Source organism: Viridibacillus sp. FSL H8-0110 (assembly GCF_038003565.1).
GTDB classification, from domain to species: domain Bacteria; phylum Bacillota; class Bacilli; order Bacillales_A; family Planococcaceae; genus Viridibacillus; species Viridibacillus arenosi.
Genome location: NZ_JBBOPJ010000001.1, coordinates 4,227,024 through 4,249,360 on the forward strand (window position 1 = coordinate 4,227,024; position 22,337 = coordinate 4,249,360).

The following is a 22,337-nucleotide window of genomic DNA, read 5'->3' on the forward strand; positions in this document are numbered from 1 at the left end:
CGGTATTTTTCGACATCTTTCGTCAAATTAAGGAGAACCTCCCTTTCATTCTTTAATTCGTCATAGGCACAAACACTTATAATCGGAAATTGCCTTCTCTATTTGCTATACTTAACCTTGAAGGAGTTTGATAAAAAATGATGATTACTGTAAGAAATGCTGAACTAGCTGATGGTAAATTTGTCGCACCACTTATTATTGAGGCAATAGGAGATATCGCAAATCGTATGACAGGTGAAACAGAACCTAAAGCTATCGAAAGCGAATTAATTAACTTATTTGAGCGCACAGATAACCGTCACTCATACCTCAATACATATGTTGCAGAACATAATGGTCAAGTAGTCGGTACTCTAGTAATTTATTCGGGTGATGCAGCACCGCAAATGGATGCCAACTTAGAAACATGGCTACAAGAAAAAGGCGCAGAAACACCAAAAGTGGATAAAGAAGCTCATGAAGACGAATATTACGTCGATACAATTTGCATCAATCCTGACTTCCGTGGTCAAGGGATCGGCACCATTCTTCTAGAATTCTCCGAACAACTAGCACGTGAAAAAGGTTATAAAAAAATATCATTAAATGTAGAAACTCAAAAAGAAAAAGCACTCCAACTATACAAACGTATGGGATACGTCATCACAGAACCATGGACAATCATAGACGAACCTTTCCACCATATGGTTAAGCCTCTTTATTGCTAAGGTACTCGTCCATCGACCAAAACCAAAAGCTTCTATCCCTATGGTTAACAGCTTTAAATAACAAATTTTATAATTACTACAACTAATATAAAAACATGAGTCTCTTCAAAAGATGCTCATGTTTTTTTGTGTAAAAAGTAATACTACACAGTAAACTTCCCTCTTCACAAATTCTAAAAAAATGTTATACTATCCTCTTGGTTGATTCTAATCTGGCCAATAATAGGAGTTGTTTATATGAATAAAAATTTATTTTACTCGCTATTAGTTGTACTTGCGGCTAGTAGTTACGGAATATTGTCCACTATTATAAAGGTAGCTATGCAACACGGATTTGATTCAGCTGAGGCAGTTACTAGCCAATATGTTATTGGATTTTCACTTGCATTGCTACTCTTTATATTTACACAACGTAAGTTACCTCGACTATCTAAACAAAGTCTGATTATATTACTTTTAGCCGGGATTTTCACAGGTACGACAGGTATTGTTTACGGAAAATCTTTAAATTATTTACCTGCTTCTTTAGCGGTTGTTATGTTATTCCAGTTCACTTGGGTTGGCATGCTTATCGATTGTTTATTACATCGTCGCTTACCAAAGCGCGAGGAAGTCATTTCTCTTATTTTCCTCTTCGCGGGAACAATTTTGGCAGCTGGGATTTTAGATGTCGATTTAAGCGGTATTGCTTGGCAAGGTTGGGTATTTGGTTTTGCTGCTGCAGTCAGCTTCTCTATTTTCATCCAAATCAATTCAAGACCAACTGAAGAAATTTCTACAATTGCACGGATGTTGATTATGTCATTCTTTGCACTTGTTTTAATATCTATTTTCTTATCACCTGAAATTGTTTGGAATGGACAATTATTTGGTGCTGGACTTTGGAAATTCGGCTTACTACTTGGAGTATTTGGTATAATTTTACCGATATTATTATTCACAATCGCTGTCCCTAAAGTCGGTGGTGGTATGGCTTCTATTTTAAGTGCCATGGAACTACCTGTAGCAATTACTGTTTCGGTTGTTGTGCTACATGAATCTTTAACTTGGATACAAATTGTAGGGATTATTCTAGTATTAATTGGTATGACTTTACCTACTCTATTGACAAGAAATAAAGCAAATTAGATAAAACTTCACACTTTTTTTGCAAACTCTCTCTTCTTTTTTGGTACAATCAATCGTATTGAATAGAAGGGAGCTTTTTTTATGCGCAAAATTGCACTAACAGCATTAGCATTAATTTCAAGTGTTGCACTTGTAGCTTGTAATGATAATGAAGAGAAAAATACAGATAAAGTCGAAAAACAGGAAGTCAAGGCTCCTGTTCTAAAAGCTGATGTTACTGTCCCTAAAACCGCTGATGTCGGAGAAAAAGTTGAATTCCAAGTAAAAGTAACAGAAGATGGAAAAGTTTTAACAAATGCTTCAGAAGTAACGTTCGAAGTGGAAAATGCTGATACCCATTCAGATAAAATGTTAGAAACTAAAGTAAACAAAGATAATGTCTATGTAGCTGAAATGACAATTAAAGAAGCTGGTAATTATGAAATTACAGCACATGTAACAAATGGTGAGGGTCATGAAATGGTCGATGCAGATATGAAAGTTGCAGGAAAAGTCGCAAAAACTAAAGACAATGATCACGATTCAGAAGAAGCACATGAACATGCACATGGAGATACTTCTGCTACATTCTCTCAAACAACTGCTAAAAAAGGTGAGAACACTAATTTTAGTGTCACTATTGAGCATGACGGTAAAGCACTGACAGATGCAAAAGTTCGTTTCCAAGTTGTTAATAAAGATACTGAAGAAGCTGGATGGTTAACACTAAAAGAAAAAGCAGACGGTACTTACGAAGTAAAAAACACTTTCAATGATGCAGGTACTTATAATGTAACGCTTCATGTTGAAAAAGGCAAAGAGCTTCATTTCCATGAAGAAAAAACATTTACAGTGAAATAAATAACAGAGCAAAGGCCCGTAAAGTTTATATCTTTAGGGGCCTTTGTATATTCAATAGTATAATTTTAATTACGCTTTGAATTTTCCTTTTGGTACATGATAACATTTGGCAAAGTAACTTTCACAAGCGTACCATTTTCTTCAGAAATCTCTAGGTCACCATTTACAAACTCGACTCTTTCCTTCATACCATTTAAACCGTTACTCGACGGTTTTCTATTCATATTAGAAATACCTATACCATTGTCCAATACAGTCAATTGGATGACATCGGATTTTTGTTTAATGGTAATTTTGCATTCAGTTGCTTTACTATGTCTTACTACGTTATTGACGGCCTCTTTCAAACACATACTTAATGTATTGCCAATAATTGCAGGAATGTGATTAAATTCTGATTTACCTTCAATAATCATTTTAATATCAGCTGCTGTTAAAATTTGTTGAACATGTAATAGCTCATCTTCAATTTTTACAGCCTTCATATTCGACACCATTTCTCGCACTTCTTTTAAAGCAATACTAGCTGTTTGACGAATATCCCGAAGCTCTTGTATTGCAGCATCTTGATCTTTTTTTACTAAACGAATAGCCAAATCACTCTTCAAGCCAACCATAGAAAGCTTTTGCCCTAAAGTATCGTGCAAATCTCTAGCAATCCGTTGACGTTCTTCATAAACGCTTAGTTCAGAAATACGCTCATTGGCAGTTGCTAATTGTCCTTGTAATTTATCACGTTTGTTTGTGCTATATATATAAAAGGGCCCTAAAATCACACCAAATACGACAATAACGATAAAAGGAATCTCTTTAATAAATAGCTCTGTCTCGATAAAGAAACCCCCTATAATTGAACCAACGGTCATAGCAATATGAAGACCATACATAATATAGAACCCAACAGTATGGCGAATTCGCCCGATAAAGAAAGCCGTGAAGAAGGCAAAATAAATGTAGCCAAAAAGAACTGTCATTACCGCATTTATAACCATCTCTAGGGAAATGCACACATAAACTAAACCATTATTAGTACTATAAGAAAAGCGAAAACAAATAATATATACAATCAAAATAGCAACTGCAATAGATACAATTAATGTAGATGTTGTACGAAAAACAAAGTAAAGAGGGACGAAACAGAAAAGAATCCAAGTCGAAATACTAAGCAATGGATTTTTCGGGAAAATACTATACCAATTCGACATTCTGTCAATTCACCACTCTTTCTAATCTTTTATTATAACAAAATTTTAAAAAATCCAAACCGATAGCCATTTTGATTCTAGAAATCATAAAACATCACCTGACAACCACTAGCATGTTAAAGAAATAAATTCTTCTAAATAGCACTTATAATATTTATGAATGATTGATTATTATATTTAGACGAATTAAATTTCTAAATTAATGCAAAATAATGCACACGTAGTTTACAAATCACATATAATATTGTAATATCAACATATGAGCATGTGTTCATATAATAATATTAGGGAGGGTCAATTAATTGGAGCAAAGTAAACATCACTTTTTAAATGAATCGACGGTTGAAGATGTTGCAAGAACTTTCAAAGCATTAGCAGATCCTACAAGAGTGAAAATTTTATATTTACTATCGCAGGAAGAATGTTCAGTTGGACATATTGCAGATGTTCTGAACATGACTCAATCTGCTGTATCCCATCAACTATCCTTTCTGAAAAACTTACGTTTAGTGAAATCACGTCGTCAGGGTAAATCATTATTTTATAGCTATGATGACGAGCATGTTATTGAAGTACTCAAACAAGTAATTGACCACTCATTACATGATTAGGGGGAATTTATATGCATCATCACGAACACGACCACAGTCATGATCACGGGCATCACCACCACGGGCATGATCATAGCAGGGACGGCAACAAAAAGGGGCTTATTATAGCCCTTTCAATCACGGCAGGAATTATGTTATTGGAGTTTATTGGAGGCTTAATTACTAATAGTTTAGCTTTACTTGCAGATTCTGGACATATGTTAAGTGATACAGCTTCTTTAATCCTAAGCTTAGTGGCGATAGGATTTGCTGCTAAAGCCGCTTCTCCAAAGAGAACATTTGGTTACCATCGATTTGAGATTCTAGCAGCCTTTTTTAATGGCATCACTTTATTCTTAATTGCAGGTTTCATCATCTATGAAGCTTATGGAAGATTCTTTGAACCACCAACTGTTGCTAGTGGTTCTATGATGTTAATTGCTCTAGTTGGATTATTAGCAAATCTTATTAGCGCATGGTCATTAATGAGTAAAGGTGATGTAAAAGATAATGTCAATCTTCGAAGTGCTTATCTTCATGTTCTTGGGGATGCATTAGGTTCTGTCGGAGCTATCGTTGCTGGTATTGTCATGTATTTCTTCGACTGGTACATTGCAGATCCGATCATTAGTGTTGTTGTTGCATTATTAATTCTAAAAGGTGCATGGGGAATTATTAAGCATACCGTACATGTATTAATGGAAGGGACACCGGCAGCAATTGATCAACAAGAGGTAAAAAAAGCATTAGAGAGTATAGATGGTGTTATTAATGTACATGATCTCCATATCTGGACAATTACATCTGGATTAAATTCTTTAAGTTCTCATTTACTAATTAAAGATGAAGAAAATGAACAAGTGATTCTTCAAAAAGCCATTCATATAATCGAGAAAGAATTCCATATTGGACACACTACAATTCAAGTTGAAAAATCAATGCTTCAACATGAAAACATGAAAGTCTAAAAATGTAGCAGGTATTAAGAAATCGTTCAAAACGAATCAATTCTATCCTGTTTCCTATGGGAAAATAATTTCGTGAACAATTATCCGCGGAATTATTTTATTTAAACTTAATATACCCTCCCGCGGTATGGTATTATGTAAATGTGCAATTCAAATGATAAAAGATTAGAAGGTTGTGAAAATAGATATGACTCAAAATGACAACACAGTGAAATTAGCCGTTAACGGTGGAATTTCATTTGGTGCTAAACTAAATGCCAAACAGTTGGCTGTCATTGCTCAGTACATGAATGACGGGGATGAACTGGAATTGACGACTTTCCAGCAGCTTTACATCGATGTACTTGAAAGTAATGTGGAATTCGTAAAAGGGAAATTTAAAGAAGTTGGCCTGTCCTGTTACCCTGTCGGAAATTTCGTCAAAAGCCTAAGAACTTGTAATTTCTGCAAAGGGTCAGAACAAGAAGGTATGCCAGTTGCTATTGAACTAAATAAACGTATTGCAGGAAAACCCGTTCCCTTTACGCTTCGCCCAGCCTATACAGGTTGCCCCATCGGCTGCGGTGAACCTTTAGTCAATGATATCGGCGTCATGAAAATCAAAAATGGCTATGATTTATATATAGGAGGAAAAGCAAAAGGTTTTGATGCTCAAGCAGGGACTTTACTAATGGAGCAACTTACTCCTGAACAATTGTATGAGGTTGTAGAGAAAATCGTTGAAATTTATGCTGAGAATGGTAAAAAGCGTGAACCGTTATTTAAATTCATTAAACGCTTTGGATTAGACAATCTTAAAGCGCAACTTGTTCATTAAATATAGGAAATTTAAAATTCGAGAGTAATATATCAATATATATAAGTTATACTGTAATTCCACTTGCACACGTTTCATTTCATACTAAATGAAGCGTGTGCATTCTTTCTATTTAAGCTATCTCAACTATATAGAAATTCTATACTCATTTTGCTCGATCCAATGATTTATGTTCTTTACTATTCCTCTCTCATCATTGATGTAGAATCTTAAATATCTTTATATATGAAAAGATTACTTTTATATTTGAATGAAAAAAAGAACCTGCTTACTTTTGCAGCAGGTTCTCGATTTTTAGTTATTAATCATTAATAACCTTTTTACTTCATCTAGATTTTGTTCAAATCCAATCATTACTGTTAGTTTGCTAGCCAGACCTAACAAAGAGTTATTTTTGAACACAAAGGTAGGAACCATTCTTGCGCCGCTTAACTTGATTAACTCTTTTTCCTTTAACGGCTGTTGCGTTAAATCATAATCTATATATGAAATGTTATTGTTGGCAAGAAACACTTTCGCTTCCTGACAATCTGAACATGTCGGTCTTGTATAGAGCTCCAATTGAAGTTTTTTCATTCATAACGACCTCCCACTAAGTATTTTATAACCTAGCAAAAAGGGGTTCTCATCAGTCGTTCTCCCGACTTAGAAATACCCCCTTTTCAAAATCTTATTTTACTTCGATTACAAACGGATAAGCGTTTACTTGTTCACCAAACTTAAATTCAGCCCACATTTTATATACACCAGGCTTAGTGAATTCTGTTTTAAAAACGGTTTGATCATTCGATACAGGATGTACATGAATAAAGTTCTCCGCGTTTTCATCTAAAATGACAACATGGCCTAAAGCACCTAAATATTGTTCAGGTTTAGCCCCTTTCAAATCAAAATTCAAAGTGATTTCCTTATTCACATTAAATGCTGTAGTCTTAAGCTCCACTGGCTGATTGTTAATGGTTTTTGTAAATCCTTTATCTACAACAAGATTATTCCCGCTGTTCTTTTGATGTGTTTCACCAACATGAAATTCAATTGGTTGCACTGAATACGGAAGCCCTTTTGGTTTGATATCTACGAATGCTTTATAAGAATTATCAGCTAAGTCAAACTTGTTTTGATAGATTCCTTTATTCGCTTCTTCAGGGTGAAAATGATGATATTCTTCTAAGTCTGCACTAACAACGATTAAATGCATTAGCTTTTCGTGGGAAACTTCTAATTCTGGTGCATTATTGTTTTTGTCTTTTAATTCTACTGTTGTAATTCCATTAGCGTAAGCTACTTTAGGTGTAACTTCACTCATGTCACTTACCTTATGATCTGTATGTTCATTTTTACTATTATGATCGTCTGTTACTTCTGCTTTTGGGTTCATATTGGCATATACACTGTAACCTATTATGATAATTCCTAAGTAGACAATTGCGGAAATAGCCCAAGTTGCCGTACTACGTTTCATATATATTGCCTCCTCTAAACTTTTAGCTTAATACGTTGTAGTCTTAAAGCATTTAGAACAACAGAAACGGAACTAAACGCCATTGCTGCTCCAGCTAACCACGGAGCTAATAAACCGACTGCGGCTATTGGTACACCTAAACTGTTATATGCAAGTGCCCAGAAAAGGTTTTGTTTAATATTCAAAATGGTCTTCTTACTCATGAAAATTGCGTCGGCAATACTGTTTAAATCGCCTCGAATTAGCGTGATATCTGCCGCTTCCATTGCTACATCAGTACCTGTACCAATTGCCATCCCAATATTAGCTGTCGCTAATGCTGGAGCATCATTGATACCATCGCCTACCATCGCAACAATTTTCCCTACAGCTTGAAGTTTTTTTACTTCATCTGCTTTTCCTTCTGGTAAAACTTCTGCAATGACATGCTTAATTCCAACTTGAGCTGCAATTGTTTTTGCTGTTTGAGTGTTATCTCCTGTAATCATTACTACGTCTAACCCTAATTTGTGTAAACGAGCAATAGCATCTTTTGATGTTTCTTTAATTGTATCTGCTACAGCTACTAGACCCGCGTATTGACCATCGATAGCAACTAACATAGCTGTTTTACCTTGCTTCTCTAAATTCTCCATTTGTACTAATACATCTTGCACTTGAATGTTGTGTTTCGCCATTAGTTTACGTGTACCAATCAATAATTGTTTACCATCCACTTTAGACTGAATACCGTAACCAGGGACTGCTTCAAATATTTCAGAAGAACCAAGTTCAATACCTTTTTCTTTTATCCCTAATACAATTGCTTCTGCAAGTGGATGCTCAGAGTTTTTCTCTGCTGTACCCACAAGTTTAAGGAAGTTTACCTCATCTACACCTTGTGCTAACAAAACATCTGTTAATGATGGTTTACCATTTGTAACAGTTCCTGTTTTATCTAGGATAATTGTATCTAAACGGTGTGTTGTTTCAAGATGTTCGCCACCCTTAAACAAGATTCCGAATTCTGCTGCACGGCCCGATCCAGCCATGATTGAAGTCGGTGTCGCTAAGCCAAGTGCACATGGACAAGCAATGACTAATACTGCGATGAATTTCTCAAGTGCTTCCGCAAAATCTCCCGGACTCACCATGAAGTACCACACAAGGAACGTAATAATAGCTATACCTACTACAATTGGAACAAATATACCTGAAATCACATCAGCTAAACGTTGAATCGGTGCTTTTGAGCCTTGTGCCTCTTCAACTACTTTAATTATTTGCGCTAGAGCTGTATCTTTCCCAACGTTCGTTGCTTTAATTTTCAAAAAACCATTTTTGTTAATCGTTGAACCAATAACCGTATCGCCCACTGTTTTATCTACAGGAATACTTTCACCCGTTAACATTGCTTCATCAAGTGCTGATTGACCTTCCACAATTTCACCGTCAACAGGTACTTTTTCACCTGGTTTAATGTAGACAATATCCCCTTTTAATACTTCCTCAATAGGAATGATTATCTCTTTGCCGTCACGAAAAACAGTAGCGTTTTTCGCTTGTAGCCCCATTAATTTCTTAATAGCCTCAGATGAACGACCTTTTGCTTTAGCTTCAAATAGCTTTCCTAAAATAATCAAGGTGATTAAAACCGCACTTGTTTCATAATATAGCTCCACCATATGAGCATTTGTGCCAATCGACTTGATACTTAAATATAAACTATAGAAATAAGCAGCTGATGTACCTAATGCCACAAGTACATCCATGTTTGCACTCTTATTTTTTAATGACTTATATGCGCCAACATAAAATTGTTTACCAACAATAAATTGAACAGGTGTTGCTAGGGCAAATTGAACCCAAGGATTCATCAACATATCCGGCAACCAAATGAAGCTTGTAAATTCGAAGTGACTTACCATTGCCCATAACAAAGGGATAGACAAAATAAGCGAGAAAATAAATTTCCCTTGTTGTTTTTGAATTTCTCTTTGGCGATGGTCGATATGGTCACCAGTTTTTTCTTGTTTTTCTTCAAGAGAGTAACCAAGTTTTTTTATCGCCTCTTGCATTTCAGGAATATTCACTTGTTCTGGATTGTATTCCACATGAACAGATTCTAATGCAAAGTTAACAGTTGCTAGTTCAACTCCGTCAAATTTATTTAAGCGTTTTTCAACTCTATTTGCGCAAGCTGCACAAGTCATCCCAGTAACATCGAAGTCAACTTTTTCACTTACTACGTCATATCCTAACGCTTTAACTTTCTCCTTAAATTTCGTAGCGTCTGTTTTATCTGAATCATAGACAATTTGTGTTTTTTCGAGTGCAAAATTCACATTTGCCTCTTCAACACCTTCCATTTTGGACAATCCTTTTTCAATCCTATTTGCACAAGCAGAACATGTCATACCTGTTATTTGTAAAGTCGCTTTCTTTTGACTCATCATTTTTCACTCCTTACATCACTGCAATTATGAATGCTTTGTTTTAAAATAAATCGTGCTGAAAAAACCAGCACGATTTATTATTGACACTTTTTTCTTTAAGTAGATTACTCTACATCATAGCCTTGATCTTCAATTTCATCTTTAATTTCTTTTAAGCTGATCACATTTGGATCTAATGATACATCTACCTTTGCTGTATCAAGATGTACTGTTACAGATTCAACTCCGTTTAACTTACCTACATTTCCTTCAATTGAATTAACGCAATGTCCGCAAGACATGCCTTGTACGTTTAAAGTTATTTGTTGCATAAAAAAATTCCTCCTATTGTGTTTTTATTCCCTTTATAAATTTACTATACCCACGTAGGGTAAAATAAAACTTTTGTTTATCTAACTAAAAATACTACAAACTCTTTCACCTTGTTTGTACCATCTTATCTATACCTTTTCAGCCGTTCTAATAGCTACATGAAAAACTATTAATACTAATCAAATAATTAAAGTGTTCTAAAACGGAGCTTCACTTTAAGTTTTTCTTATACTCATTTTTTTATCCATCTATATTGAAAACTTGGCATTCCCGGCTAAATTTCTTAATTACTATAAGCGTCCATAACTCTGCTAATTCTTTTTATCTCTCCTTCCAAAGTTTCGATGGAGTTTTTATTGCTCCCTATAAACAATTTACCATACCCCCGTTAGGTATGTCAATAACGAGATAAAAAGCCAGCATAAATAGCTGACTATCACTCATTAGGACTTTGCAAATTGCTTAAAAACGTCCATTAATTCTTTAATCGCTTCTTCCCCTTCACCATTCTTAATCGCATCCGATACGCAATGGCTAGTATGCTTTTCTAATAAATTCATGTTCACTTTCTTCAATGCTGCATTGATAGCGGATACTTGAATTAAGATATCTACGCAGTAACGATCGTTTTCAACCATATTTTGAATACCACGAACTTGTCCTTCAATTCGTTTTAAGCGATTTAAAATATCATCTTTTTCCTTTGTTGATCGATGTGTAATTTTTACTTCTTCTGACGGGTTTGACATATTGTCACCTTCTTTTCTTACGAGGGTATTATTAATGATGAGTTTAACTTGATTGTACCATAATTATTTTCTTGACTCTTGTTTACAAAGTAGGAGAGGTTACAATATGCTCTTTCTAAGTGTTGCGACATTTTTACTGGAATGTTTATTTATTTTGAAACGGAATCTGCATGAATTTTAATATGTTAATGGATTAATAATTTATTTTAGAAATATCTATCCCTTACTTATATCTTCCAAAATATGCAAATAAAAAAAGCAAATCAACTAAATTAGATGATTTGCTTTAGCTAAAATTTAGTCATTAATCGTTTGAATGAAGTCTGTTAGCCTAGTAAAATCTGTTAAATTTTCATTACATGCTGCACTATCTACGCAAATATAGTTTCCTCTTTTTACATATGTGCCTATCGCTTTACCTTTTTTAGAGCTCATGAACATTCCGACTGATTGATGCTGGTTACAAATAGTACATATTCCCTTTTTACTAGATTGACTAAAGACGCCTCGGATACTTTTAATGTTGTTATCATTTCTATAAACAATATATTTACGGTTAGTTCCAGAATCGAACCAACTTAAATAAGAAATTTCAGTCCAATCTATATTTTTTAAATCTGGAACTTTCAATTTTTTATCTTTTGGGAAGAGCTTTTTTAGTTCTTTTTCAGTTAGCTTTTCAAAGGGCGTAACATAAACTTTTATCTTTTCAATAAAATTTTCAAGCTGCTCCTTCGTTTTTATAGTTACGATTTGCTTCACAATACTACTGCTATCTTCATCTAATCCAATGAGTTTCTCATTAATACTCTCCATTACTAGCGCCTGTACCGCCTGAAGGACATGCCCATCATTGGTGTTCGCATAAGCATTAGCTAATTTCTTAGCCTGCTTCTTGACGAACTGGTATTGCTCTACATTCATAAAGGGTTCCATTCGCATCACTTCCTTTATATTCAACTTACTACATATATATCAGGTTTACAATTGGGGATTATTTTTATAATTAAACTCTACATAAAAATAGCTGCTAGTTACGATAGCAGCTATTACGACTTATTTTGTATAAATAATTTTTTTTATTGTTTCCACAGATAAATTGTATTGCTCGGCTAGGTTTGTTAAAGATGATCCATTTCGGAATGCATCTCGTATCTGTGCATTGCGTATAGATAGCCGTTTACGCTCACCAGAATGAACTCCCCATTTGACCCTGTTTTTTTCTAGCTTGGGAATATAGAGTAAATCTCCCTGTACATACTGTTGAATTTCAGCTAACAGCTTTTGCGGTATAATATCCTGTGCATTCACATATCTCATTGGAACTCGCTCCTTCACTATCATAATTGAAGTTTAGGGCAAAGCATTTCAATGAATAATATGACATGCAACGGCGATGATACTTTAATCACCCCATGCAAAGAATCGCCAAATTATTATTAAAAGGCTTTGCATGAGTTCTTGTAGTAGCTGGTAAGTATTTTTCATATCCCACCCTAATCACATCCTTTTATAAATTGGACGATACGATACGATAAATCAATATCGATTCACACAATATTTTACACCGTTAAAGGACTATTTTGCAATTTCTTGTTTGTATGATCTGATTGATTACTTCACCTATGAAATTTTCGATCAAAGTGATGGTAAAGTGTTAATTTGACTTGATTTATAAGTATTTCCCGGGAAATACTTTGCAAATAAGGGCTAAAATACTTAATATAATTATATTTATGCTGTAAGCCTTATACTAAATGATTTATTATCAGTTCTTGTTTTATATGTGTGTAAAAACGCAAAAAGCACCTTCAATCTATTTTCTGAAGATGCTTTTCTCATATATATTACTTCATTTTCTACCCTTAGTATCGATCATGAATGTTGTAATGATGAATAAACCAAAGCTTACCAATAAAATCGTTCCGCCTACGATATAAAAGACTAATGCGAATGTTTCGTTCACGTTAAATGGCTTTAGTGCGTTTAACCACATACCGACCGTTAAACCAATAGAGCCAATAATTGCAGTCCATCCATGCGCCGCTACTAATTTTGCTGATTTCACTTTATAGACGCGATAGAACATACCCCATGAGAACACTGATAACCAACCTACTAATAAAATATGAACATGAATCGGACGGAATTGATAACTACCAGAGCCCGCCATATGCGAACCTAATCCAGCTCCAATCAAACCAAAAATTGCTGCTAAACGAATTAAGCGTAAACTCCATTTTGCCTCCATAATGTCATTCCCCCATAGAATTTTTTATTACTATGGTAGTAACATTACTTTGCCAATATGAACACCACATGAACAAATCGTTACAAATTAAGTAGTTTGGTTGTAAATGTGGTCCTTTTATTCGATGAACTCATTACTCAGATATCGTCATTAGATACCTTATAAAGCTCTTTGATAATTTGATGTACCTAGTTTATATTTCTACTTTTTAAGGTCTATATCGGCTCTATAGACGTGTTTAAGTAGATATGTTAGCTACAGCATCTTCATCGTTCTATGCAAATATAGAAATTAAAATAATTAATACAATCGGCCCGAAAATACATGCAATGGCAGTAGGACGAGCCATATTTACCGTCCACCCAACACCAAATCGCTTCTCTACAAAGACTGATGGATCATTGCGGTTAAAATAAATAAGACCACCTATCCAGTACTGGTCTTCGTCTACATCTGTAATGCCAGAAGACGAATAATTAGTCCCTTTAGCTTCACCTAAACTACTCAATTTCACTGCAAAAGTAATTACTCCAATAATCGTGAGAAAAATGAAACTAATGAACATGATAAGCATCACGCTCTCACTTACTAGGTCGCTATGAATTGTTGTCAATTGTAAGAAACTAAAGAGAATTGTTATTAACATGGTCATTAAAAACATTAACCAACTCGAATACTTTCTCAATGCCAGTTGCTGACGAATGGATTGCTGCGTTCTAGTCGCACTAATTTTAATTCCAGAGCGACGTGTTAACTCAATAATACCTGCAAACATAATCTGCATCACTAATAAAATGAGTGGTAATGCAATTACTGAAAATCTATTTTTATCTGTAAAGGCATCCGGCTGACCGTTAGGCCCCCAATGTGTTGCAATTTTTTCAGGAAGTAATGGATATTGCATATAAGTGTAAATAATTAGGCCACCTACAACAAAGATTGGTAGTAAAAAATAGAATATCGGTAACATTTCATCACGTGCCCGTACAGACCAGTCTGTTACCTTTACTTGTTTCAGGTCTGCTCCCCATTCCTCTACTTTTTTCAACTTCGTAATTTTATTATGAAATATAAAATACATCACCATACTTATACCGATCAATATAAATTGTAGGGATATTCCCACAATAACGGCTAACTCATCATTCACTCTACTATTTAGTTCCCATAAAATATAACCTGCCACTATAATGATTAGGATGCTTAAAAGTGTTAAAGTATATATCTTTTTAGATGCTTTCACAATAGGGTGATAGACTTGCTGATCTGGTACGGTTACGCCAAAAACAATCGTCTCTTTAATCCAATATGGTACAAATGCTTGTAGTAAACCAATCACAGCGAACATAACTAATGAAAAAATATATCCATCCATTTCCTTTAGGCCCCTTTATGACAAGTTTTTTATTAGTTTTTGCACAAGTTGTTGTAAATCTTGTGCCCCCAATCCAACGACCAGCCCTTCTGCAACCACAGGTCGTAGCATTCTCTCAACTTGTTGTATTTGCGCATTTGTCACACCTAAATCATTTGGTCCTGAAACAACTGCACCAGACTTTGGGATAATGAGTATCATCCCCTTCTTCTCTAATTCATGATAACTCTTATTAACCGTATGCATATTTACGCCTAAATCAGCTGCCAATGCTCTAACTGATGGTAAGGACTCTCCAGGCTTTAACTGTCCACTGGCAATACCTTCAATAATTTGCTGCGTTAGTTGCGTATATATCGGCACATCTGATTGTGGCTCAATTTGCAGAAACATACGTATCACTCCATTCTGTTCTATATGTATTATAACAAATCAAATAAATACCTACAATTTAATCCATCTAAAAATTTCATTTGTTGATTCATCAGCTGCTAATTTATCAAATTTTTTATCAAAGGGGTTCATATAGCCATGACTTTTATTCACTAAGTGAGTATAAACTTGATTTTTTTGTTGTAATTGCTTAAGAATTATTTGAGGGTTAAAAGATTTCTCTTTTTCAGCAAAATAAACCACAGTAGGAACTTTTGGGTTAATATGTAAGTATTGACGAATACGCGATCCATAAAAAGCGAAAACAGCTGATACTGACTTTTCGCTACATAACCATGCCAGCGTTGCGCCTATACTGAATCCAACAATATAAATATCCTCATAAAATTGTTTTTGTTCATTTATAATTTGCTCAATTATTAACTCCGCCTTTTCAAACCCTACTTCTATCATAAAGTATGTATATGCTTCCGCTTCTTCTGAATAATGAAAAGGTTTTCTATCTAGTAAATTAGGAACCATTACATCAAATCCTGCATCATTAAAAATAACTTTATAATACTCCATATGATCGTTAACTCCATAAATTTCATGGAGTAAAATAACTAATGGTTTTTTTAATGTCATAAGAATCCACCAATCTTTTTGAATATATTATATCAAAGCTCACTAATACCTAAAATATGTAAATAAATAGTTTTATTCCTATACGACTGCAAAATTATCTATCTATTAAAAGACCTTATTATAAACAATAAAAAAAGCACAACTGATTAAATCAGCTGTGCTTTCATGTGCCTAGCAACGTCCTACTCTCACAGGGGGAAACCCCCAACTACCATCGGCGCTAAAGAGCTTAACTTCCGTGTTCGGCATGGGAACGGGTGTGACCTCTTTGCCATCATCACTAGACTATATTAGAGAACTTGTTCTCTCAAAACTGGATAAATTACATTGAAGTTTGTTAAGTAAAATTTGGTTAAGTCCTCGATCTATTAGTATTCGTCAGCTCCGTATGTCGCCACACTTCCACCTCGAACCTATCTACCTCATCGTCTTTGAGGGATCTTACTTACTTGCGTAATGGGAAATCTCATCTTGAGGGGGGCTTCATGCTTAGATGCTTTCAGCACTTATCCCGTCCACACATAGCTACCCAGCGATGCCCTTGGCAGAACAACTGGTACACCAGCGGTGTGTCCATCCCGGTCCTCTCGTACTAAGGACAGCTCCTCTCAAATTTCCTACGCCCACGACGGATAGGGACCGAACTGTCTCACGACGTTCTGAACCCAGCTCGCGTACCGCTTTAATGGGCGAACAGCCCAACCCTTGGGACCGACTACAGCCCCAGGATGCGATGAGCCGACATCGAGGTGCCAAACCTCCCCGTCGATGTGGACTCTTGGGGGAGATAAGCCTGTTATCCCCGGGGTAGCTTTTATCCGTTGAGCGATGGCCCTTCCATGCGGAACCACCGGATCACTAAGCCCGTCTTTCGACCCTGCTCGACTTGTAGGTCTCGCAGTCAAGCTCCCTTATGCCTTTACACTCTACGAATGATTTCCAACCATTCTGAGGGAACCTTTGGGCGCCTCCGTTACTCTTTAGGAGGCGACCGCCCCAGTCAAACTGCCCGCCTGACACTGTCTCCTACCCCGCTAAGGGGCATGGGTTAGAAGTTCAATACATCTAGGGTAGTATCCCACCAACGCCTCCTCCGAAGCTGGCGCTCCGGAATCTCTGGCTCCTACCTATCCTGTACAAGATGTATCAAAATTCAATATCAGGCTACAGTAAAGCTCCACGGGGTCTTTCCGTCCTGTCGCGGGTAACCTGCATCTTCACAGGTACTATAATTTCACCGAGTCTCTCGTTGAGACAGTGCCCAGATCGTTACGCCTTTCGTGCGGGTCGGAACTTACCCGACAAGGAATTTCGCTACCTTAGGACCGTTATAGTTACGGCCGCCGTTTACTGGGGCTTCAATTCGCACCTTCGCTTGCGCTAAGCACTCCTCTTAACCTTCCAGCACCGGGCAGGCGTCAGCCCCTATACGTCACCTTACGGTTTTGCAGAGACCTGTGTTTTTGCTAAACAGTCGCCTGGGCCTATTCACTGCGGCTCTCTCGGGCTTTCACCCTACTAGAGCACCCCTTCTCCCGAAGTTACGGGGTCATTTTGCCGAGTTCCTTAACGAGAGTTCTCTCGCACACCTTAGGATTCTCTCCTCGACTACCTGTGTCGGTTTGCGGTACGGGCACCTTTTACCTCGCTAGAGGCTTTTCTTGGCAGTGTGAAATCAGGAACTCCGGACATACGTCCTCGTCATCACAGCTCAACGTTATAGAAATGGGATTTGCCTCATTTCACGCCTCACTGCTTGAACATGCATAACCAACAGCATGCTTACCCTATCCTACTGCGTCCCCCCATTGCTCAAATGGTAAATAGGTGGTACAGGAATATCAACCTGTTGTCCATCGCCTACGCCTATCGGCCTCGGCTTAGGTCCCGACTAACCCTGAGCGGACGAGCCTTCCTCAGGAAACCTTAGTCATTCGGTGGACGGGATTCTCACCCGTCTTTCGCTACTCATACCGGCATTCTCACTTCTAAGCGCTCCACCAGTCCTTCCGGTCTGACTTCACAGCACTTAGAACGCTCTCCTACCACGGACATCTAAGATGTCCATCCACAGCTTCGGTGAATTGTTTAGCCCCGATACATTTTCGGCGCAGCGTCACTCGACCAGTGAGCTATTACGCACTCTTTAAATGATGGCTGCTTCTGAGCCAACATCCTGGTTGTCTAAGCAACGTCACATCCTTTTCCACTTAACAATTACTTTGGGACCTTAGCTGGTGGTCTGGGCTGTTTCCCTCTTGACTACGGATCTTATCACTCGCAGTCTGACTCCCGTGCATAAATCACTGGCATTCGGAGTTTGTCTGAATTCGGTAATCCGGGATGGACCCCTAGTTCAAACAGTGCTCTACCTCCAGGATTCTTTATCACGAGGCTAGCCCTAAAGCTATTTCGGAGAGAACCAGCTATCTCCAGGTTCGATTGGAATTTCTCCGCTACCCACACCTCATCCCCGCACTTTTCAACGTACGTGGGTTCGGGCCTCCAGTAAGTGTTACCTTACCTTCACCCTGGACATGGGTAGATCACCTGGTTTCGGGTCTACAACCACATACTCATTCGCCCTATTCAGACTCGCTTTCGCTGCGGCTCCGTCTTCTAAAACTTAACCTCGCATGTAATCGTAACTCGCCGGTTCATTCTACAAAAGGCACGCTATCACCCATTAACGGGCTCTAACTACTTGTAGGCACATGGTTTCAGGATCTATTTCACTCCCCTTCCGGGGTGCTTTTCACCTTTCCCTCACGGTACTGGTTCACTATCGGTCACTAGGTAGTATTTAGCCTTGGGAGATGGTCCTCCCAGATTCCGACGGAATTTCACGTGTTCCGCCGTACTCAGGATACACTCAAGAGAGAATGAACTTTCAACTACAGGGCTGTTACCTGCTCTGGCGGGCCTTTCCAGACCGCTTCGTTTAACTCATTCCTTTGTAACTCCATATAGAGTGTCCTACAACCCCAAGAGGCAAGCCTCTTGGTTTGGGCTATTCCCGTTTCGCTCGCCGCTACTCAGGGAATCGATTTTTCTTTCTCTTCCTCCAGGTACTTAGATGTTTCAGTTCCCTGGGTCTGCCATCAAGACGCTATGTATTCACGTCAAGATACTGCTCCATTACGAACAGTGGGTTCCCCCATTCGGAAATCTCCGGATCAAAGCTCACTTACAGCTCCCCGAAGCATATCGGTGTTAGTGCCGTCCTTCTTCGGCTCCTAGTGCCAAGGCATCCGCCATGCGCCCTTAATAACTTAACCTAAAAGTTAGTTATTAAGCCTAAAAAACTTAATAATAAAAAATGTGTTACTTAATTTGCTTCAATGTCGTTTTATCCAGTTTTCAAAGAACAAGGTTTTGAAGATCATTTTACAATGAGCCTTCAAAACTGAACGCAAGACGTTAATCGACAGATCCAAGATCTGTTTCCGTAATTATCCTTAGAAAGGAGGTGATCCAGCCGCACCTTCCGATACGGCTACCTTGTTACGACTTCACCCCAATCATCTATCCCACCTTCGGCGGCTGGCTCCATAAAGGTTACCTCACCGACTTCGGGTGTTACAAACTCTCGTGGTGTGACGGGCGGTGTGTACAAGGCCCGGGAACGTATTCACCGTGGCATGCTGATCCACGATTACTAGCGATTCCGGCTTCATGTAGGCGAGTTGCAGCCTACAATCCGAACTGAGAACGATTTTATGAGATTAGCATACCCTCGCGAGTTAGCGACTCTTTGTATCGTCCATTGTAGCACGTGTGTAGCCCAGGTCATAAGGGGCATGATGATTTGACGTCATCCCCACCTTCCTCCGGTTTGTCACCGGCAGTCACCTTAGAGTGCCCAACTAAATGATGGCAACTAAGATCAAGGGTTGCGCTCGTTGCGGGACTTAACCCAACATCTCACGACACGAGCTGACGACAACCATGCACCACCTGTCACCAATGTCCCCGAAGGGAAAACTCTATCTCTAGAGCGGTCATTGGGATGTCAAGACCTGGTAAGGTTCTTCGCGTTGCTTCGAATTAAACCACATGCTCCACCGCTTGTGCGGGCCCCCGTCAATTCCTTTGAGTTTCAACCTTGCGGCCGTACTCCCCAGGCGGAGTGCTTAATGCGTTAGCTGCAGCACTAAGGGGCGGAAACCCCCTAACACTTAGCACTCATCGTTTACGGCGTGGACTACCAGGGTATCTAATCCTGTTTGCTCCCCACGCTTTCGCGCCTCAGTGTCAGTTACAGACCAGAAAGTCGCCTTCGCCACTGGTGTTCCTCCAAATCTCTACGCATTTCACCGCTACACTTGGAATTCCACTTTCCTCTTCTGCACTCAAGTCTCCCAGTTTCCAATGACCCTCCACGGTTGAGCCGTGGGCTTTCACATCAGACTTAAGAAACCACCTGCGCGCGCTTTACGCCCAATAAATCCGGACAACGCTTGCCACCTACGTATTACCGCGGCTGCTGGCACGTAGTTAGCCGTGGCTTTCTAATAAGGTACCGTCAAGGTACGTTCAGTTACTAACGTACTTGTTCTTCCCTTACAACAGAGTTTTACGATCCGAAAACCTTCATCACTCACGCGGCGTTGCTCCATCAGACTTTCGTCCATTGTGGAAGATTCCCTACTGCTGCCTCCCGTAGGAGTTTGGGCCGTGTCTCAGTCCCAATGTGGCCGATCACCCTCTCAGGTCGGCTATGCATCGTTGCCTTGGTAGGCCGTTACCCCACCAACTAGCTAATGCACCGCGGGCCCATCTAGTAGTGACAGCCGAAACCGCCTTTCAGCATTTTGCCATGTGACAAAATGGATTATTCGGTATTAGCCCCGGTTTCCCGGAGTTATCCCAATCTACTAGGTAGGTTGCCCACGTGTTACTCACCCGTCCGCCGCTAAATCAGAAGAAGCAAGCTTCTTCATCATTCGCTCGACTTGCATGTATTAGGCACGCCGCCAGCGTTCGTCCTGAGCCAGGATCAAACTCTCCATAAAAGTAGTTTGAAAGCTCATTAGCTTTGCTAGCGTATCATCCGAAGATGATATCTATTTTTGTTTTGATCCACCAACAGAGTTGATGTTCAAAATCATTTATTGATTAACGTCTTGCATGTTCAGTTTTCAAGGTTCATTTTGTCGTGTTGTTTTGACGACTTTTAAATCTTAACATTTATATCTTCAACTGTCAACAACTTTTTAAAAGTTTTATTTGAAAGTGAAGTTATTAAGTTTTTCTCAGTACGTATTAGCGACAATTAATATAATACAACACATTAGATATAACTGTCAACACTTTATTACAGAAAAATATAAAAGGAGTTTTTATGTTTATAAAAACTGTTCCGAGAGAGGCGTAGCTACGCAGTTAGAGTAAGGTTTTAGATATCTATCTAGGGATTGACCGCTTATTATATAAGGCTCAATACTATTAACTTTATATTACTTCCTTTGTGCATTTTAGAGTTTATCGAATAGCATTAAAGAAAAATATTAAAGAGATTAGAAAACTTTATACATTTGATTATTATCATTTAAAAGAGATTTTCATGAAATCGCTTTGCAAATGGACTAGCTTTACTTAGAGGCACCAGAAAAGATTAAAGTACGATTAATCCTGTTCTATTAGATGCTTTGATTATTATCACACCTAGAACAAATGAATTTAGATCCATCGCTAGATATCCTAGAAAAAAATAAGCTTTATTTCCTGTACTCAGAATGAATGAACCTAACAAAGATGAAGTAAATCTTTCAACCGTAAATATACTTCTTTGTTCTATAACATTAGCTCCTACACTCTAAGAGGCTGTCAGAAATCTACTTATTCAAAGATTATTGGTTAAGTCTCTTTAGATGGAGCATTAGATAACAAATTATCCACTTTTAATGTACTTTACACTAATGTGTGTAGGTCATTTAATAACAAAATAATAAAATAAGCATTAGAATAATAACGTTTTAAATCAGATTTTAAGAACTAGTATTAGGTCTTATCAACATAAACATCCCCCTTATTACACTCGTCTTAAAAAGTTGAAAAGACAGTTTCACGATTAATCAGCTCAATCATTATTTGAGTTCATTACCATTATTAACTGCCATAAAACAAAGATAATAGAATAATAATTACCTAATTCCAACAAATAGCACCTACTATAAGCTCAATTTATCGGTTATTACAAGATTCAATTCTTTTTATAACATAGAGTAACTTTTACTTTTGTTAAGAAATAAAAGAATGAAGAGTCGATTATGTATATACGGAATTATTTCTCTAGTTGATTAAAAAACAGAACAACTTATTAAATACATATAATAAGAGTTCAAAGAGTTCAGTATTATACATTTGAAATAAAAACTACTATATCTCACATTACGTTAGACAACTATATGAATATAAACAAAACAAATTATATAAAAAGTTGATAAATTTTATGATGATAAACCGACTAGTGTAT

General features: G+C 37.5%; 18 protein-coding genes and 3 rRNA genes. 6 read left to right on the top strand and 15 right to left on the bottom strand.

The annotated features are described in order from the left end of the window. The first annotated feature begins 137 nt into the window (after positions 1 to 137). The 3 genes from MHH98_RS20890 to MHH98_RS20900 all read left to right on the top strand — a co-directional run bounded on the left by MHH98_RS20890 (position 138) and on the right by MHH98_RS20900 (position 2,675). Positions 138 to 707: a GNAT family N-acetyltransferase gene (locus tag MHH98_RS20890; RefSeq protein WP_038180818.1), complete on the top strand. Its 570-nt coding sequence runs from the start codon at positions 138 to 140 to the stop codon at positions 705 to 707. 237 nt (positions 708 to 944) lie between these two features. After that, complete coding sequence (locus tag MHH98_RS20895; protein ID WP_038180820.1) at positions 945 to 1,835, top strand: EamA family transporter; 891 nt, start codon at positions 945 to 947, stop codon at positions 1,833 to 1,835. An 81-nt stretch (positions 1,836 to 1,916) separates the two neighbouring features. Continuing rightward, positions 1,917 to 2,675, top strand: coding sequence for a FixH family protein (locus tag MHH98_RS20900; RefSeq protein ID WP_038180823.1), 759 nt, complete (start codon positions 1,917 to 1,919; stop codon positions 2,673 to 2,675). A gap of 65 nt (positions 2,676 to 2,740) precedes the next feature. Here MHH98_RS20900 and MHH98_RS20905 read toward each other — a convergent pair whose 3' ends face one another. Further along, on the bottom strand, positions 2,741 to 3,880 hold the full coding sequence (locus MHH98_RS20905) for a sensor histidine kinase (protein ID WP_179078260.1): 1,140 nt from the start codon (positions 3,878 to 3,880) through the stop codon (positions 2,741 to 2,743). A gap of 302 nt (positions 3,881 to 4,182) precedes the next feature. Here MHH98_RS20905 and MHH98_RS20910 point away from each other — a divergent pair, with 302 nt between their 5' ends. The 3 genes from MHH98_RS20910 (at position 4,183) to MHH98_RS20920 (ending at position 6,255) form a co-directional block, all read left to right on the top strand. Beyond that, positions 4,183 to 4,491 carry an ArsR/SmtB family transcription factor gene (locus MHH98_RS20910; RefSeq protein WP_038180826.1) on the top strand — a complete coding sequence of 103 codons (309 nt, stop codon included), beginning with the start codon at positions 4,183 to 4,185 and terminating at the stop codon, positions 4,489 to 4,491. A gap of 11 nt (positions 4,492 to 4,502) precedes the next feature. Further along, entirely contained in the window at positions 4,503 to 5,438 is a 936-nt protein-coding gene (locus MHH98_RS20915; RefSeq protein ID WP_340713485.1) for a cation diffusion facilitator family transporter, read from the top strand. 187 nt (positions 5,439 to 5,625) lie between these two features. Next, a complete protein-coding gene (locus MHH98_RS20920) occupies positions 5,626 to 6,255 on the top strand; it encodes a nitrite reductase (RefSeq protein ID WP_038180832.1) in 630 nt (209 codons plus the stop codon). A 294-nt stretch (positions 6,256 to 6,549) separates the two neighbouring features. Here the strand turns inward: MHH98_RS20920 and MHH98_RS20925 are convergent, their stop codons facing one another. The 14 genes from MHH98_RS20925 to MHH98_RS20990 form a co-directional block, all read right to left on the bottom strand. Further along, positions 6,550 to 6,831: a glutaredoxin family protein gene (locus tag MHH98_RS20925; RefSeq protein WP_038180835.1), complete on the bottom strand. Its 282-nt coding sequence runs from the start codon at positions 6,829 to 6,831 to the stop codon at positions 6,550 to 6,552. A gap of 94 nt (positions 6,832 to 6,925) precedes the next feature. Then, positions 6,926 to 7,717, bottom strand: a complete 792-nt coding sequence (locus tag MHH98_RS20930; RefSeq protein WP_038180838.1) for a hypothetical protein — start codon at positions 7,715 to 7,717, stop codon at positions 6,926 to 6,928. Between the two features lie 14 nt (positions 7,718 to 7,731). Beyond that, positions 7,732 to 10,152, bottom strand: a complete 2,421-nt coding sequence (locus tag MHH98_RS20935) for a heavy metal translocating P-type ATPase (RefSeq protein ID WP_038180840.1) — start codon at positions 10,150 to 10,152, stop codon at positions 7,732 to 7,734. Positions 10,153 to 10,256: 104 nt separating this feature from the next. Further along, positions 10,257 to 10,463, bottom strand: a complete 207-nt coding sequence (copZ, locus tag MHH98_RS20940; RefSeq protein WP_038180843.1) for a copper chaperone CopZ — start codon at positions 10,461 to 10,463, stop codon at positions 10,257 to 10,259. Between the two features lie 444 nt (positions 10,464 to 10,907). Then, positions 10,908 to 11,213 (bottom strand): metal-sensing transcriptional repressor, encoded by a 306-nt coding sequence (locus MHH98_RS20945; RefSeq protein WP_038180847.1) that lies wholly within the window; start codon positions 11,211 to 11,213, stop codon positions 10,908 to 10,910. A 297-nt stretch (positions 11,214 to 11,510) separates the two neighbouring features. Beyond that, positions 11,511 to 12,149: a FusB/FusC family EF-G-binding protein gene (locus MHH98_RS20950; protein WP_076034198.1), complete on the bottom strand. Its 639-nt coding sequence runs from the start codon at positions 12,147 to 12,149 to the stop codon at positions 11,511 to 11,513. A 120-nt stretch (positions 12,150 to 12,269) separates the two neighbouring features. Beyond that, positions 12,270 to 12,533 carry a CD3324 family protein gene (locus MHH98_RS20955; protein WP_038180852.1) on the bottom strand — a complete coding sequence of 88 codons (264 nt, stop codon included), beginning with the start codon at positions 12,531 to 12,533 and terminating at the stop codon, positions 12,270 to 12,272. 532 nt (positions 12,534 to 13,065) lie between these two features. After that, entirely contained in the window at positions 13,066 to 13,464 is a 399-nt protein-coding gene (locus MHH98_RS20960; protein ID WP_038180854.1) for a hypothetical protein, read from the bottom strand. Between the two features lie 274 nt (positions 13,465 to 13,738). Continuing rightward, a complete protein-coding gene (locus MHH98_RS20965; RefSeq protein WP_051448598.1) occupies positions 13,739 to 14,839 on the bottom strand; it encodes a DUF1648 domain-containing protein in 1,101 nt (366 codons plus the stop codon). 15 nt (positions 14,840 to 14,854) lie between these two features. Beyond that, entirely contained in the window at positions 14,855 to 15,232 is a 378-nt protein-coding gene (locus MHH98_RS20970; RefSeq protein ID WP_038180856.1) for a GntR family transcriptional regulator, read from the bottom strand. 51 nt (positions 15,233 to 15,283) lie between these two features. Then, entirely contained in the window at positions 15,284 to 15,859 is a 576-nt protein-coding gene (locus tag MHH98_RS20975) for a dienelactone hydrolase family protein (protein ID WP_038180857.1), read from the bottom strand. A gap of 169 nt (positions 15,860 to 16,028) precedes the next feature. Next, a 5S ribosomal RNA gene (gene rrf, locus MHH98_RS20980) occupies positions 16,029 to 16,144 on the bottom strand. Between the two features lie 63 nt (positions 16,145 to 16,207). Continuing rightward, positions 16,208 to 19,137: ribosomal RNA gene (locus tag MHH98_RS20985) — 23S ribosomal RNA — on the bottom strand. 184 nt (positions 19,138 to 19,321) lie between these two features. Next, a 16S ribosomal RNA gene (locus tag MHH98_RS20990) occupies positions 19,322 to 20,874 on the bottom strand. Together the 16S, 23S and 5S rRNA genes form the textbook arrangement of a ribosomal RNA operon. Positions 20,875 to 22,337 lie beyond the last annotated feature (1,463 nt).

Excerpts from the sequence above, each read along its gene's own strand:
- MHH98_RS20895 (WP_038180820.1), top strand. The coding sequence starts at position 945 with ATGAATAAAAATTTATTTTACTCGCTATTAGTTGTACTTGCGGCTAGT.
- copZ (WP_038180843.1), bottom strand. The coding sequence starts at position 10,463 with ATGCAACAAATAACTTTAAACGTACAAGGCATGTCTTGCGGACATTGC.
- MHH98_RS20960 (WP_038180854.1), bottom strand. The coding sequence starts at position 13,464 with ATGGAGGCAAAATGGAGTTTACGCTTAATTCGTTTAGCAGCAATTTTT.
- MHH98_RS20890 (WP_038180818.1), top strand. The coding sequence starts at position 138 with ATGATGATTACTGTAAGAAATGCTGAACTAGCTGATGGTAAATTTGTC.
- MHH98_RS20915 (WP_340713485.1), top strand. The coding sequence starts at position 4,503 with ATGCATCATCACGAACACGACCACAGTCATGATCACGGGCATCACCAC.
- MHH98_RS20905 (WP_179078260.1), bottom strand. The coding sequence starts at position 3,880 with ATGTCGAATTGGTATAGTATTTTCCCGAAAAATCCATTGCTTAGTATT.
- MHH98_RS20930 (WP_038180838.1), bottom strand. The coding sequence starts at position 7,717 with ATGAAACGTAGTACGGCAACTTGGGCTATTTCCGCAATTGTCTACTTA.
- MHH98_RS20950 (WP_076034198.1), bottom strand. The coding sequence starts at position 12,149 with ATGGAACCCTTTATGAATGTAGAGCAATACCAGTTCGTCAAGAAGCAG.
- MHH98_RS20975 (WP_038180857.1), bottom strand. The coding sequence starts at position 15,859 with ATGACATTAAAAAAACCATTAGTTATTTTACTCCATGAAATTTATGGA.
- MHH98_RS20970 (WP_038180856.1), bottom strand. The coding sequence starts at position 15,232 with ATGTTTCTGCAAATTGAGCCACAATCAGATGTGCCGATATATACGCAA.
- MHH98_RS20965 (WP_051448598.1), bottom strand. The coding sequence starts at position 14,839 with ATGGATGGATATATTTTTTCATTAGTTATGTTCGCTGTGATTGGTTTA.
- MHH98_RS20925 (WP_038180835.1), bottom strand. The coding sequence starts at position 6,831 with ATGAAAAAACTTCAATTGGAGCTCTATACAAGACCGACATGTTCAGAT.
- MHH98_RS20945 (WP_038180847.1), bottom strand. The coding sequence starts at position 11,213 with ATGTCAAACCCGTCAGAAGAAGTAAAAATTACACATCGATCAACAAAG.
- MHH98_RS20900 (WP_038180823.1), top strand. The coding sequence starts at position 1,917 with ATGCGCAAAATTGCACTAACAGCATTAGCATTAATTTCAAGTGTTGCA.
- MHH98_RS20920 (WP_038180832.1), top strand. The coding sequence starts at position 5,626 with ATGACTCAAAATGACAACACAGTGAAATTAGCCGTTAACGGTGGAATT.
- MHH98_RS20935 (WP_038180840.1), bottom strand. The coding sequence starts at position 10,152 with ATGATGAGTCAAAAGAAAGCGACTTTACAAATAACAGGTATGACATGT.
- MHH98_RS20955 (WP_038180852.1), bottom strand. The coding sequence starts at position 12,533 with ATGAGATATGTGAATGCACAGGATATTATACCGCAAAAGCTGTTAGCT.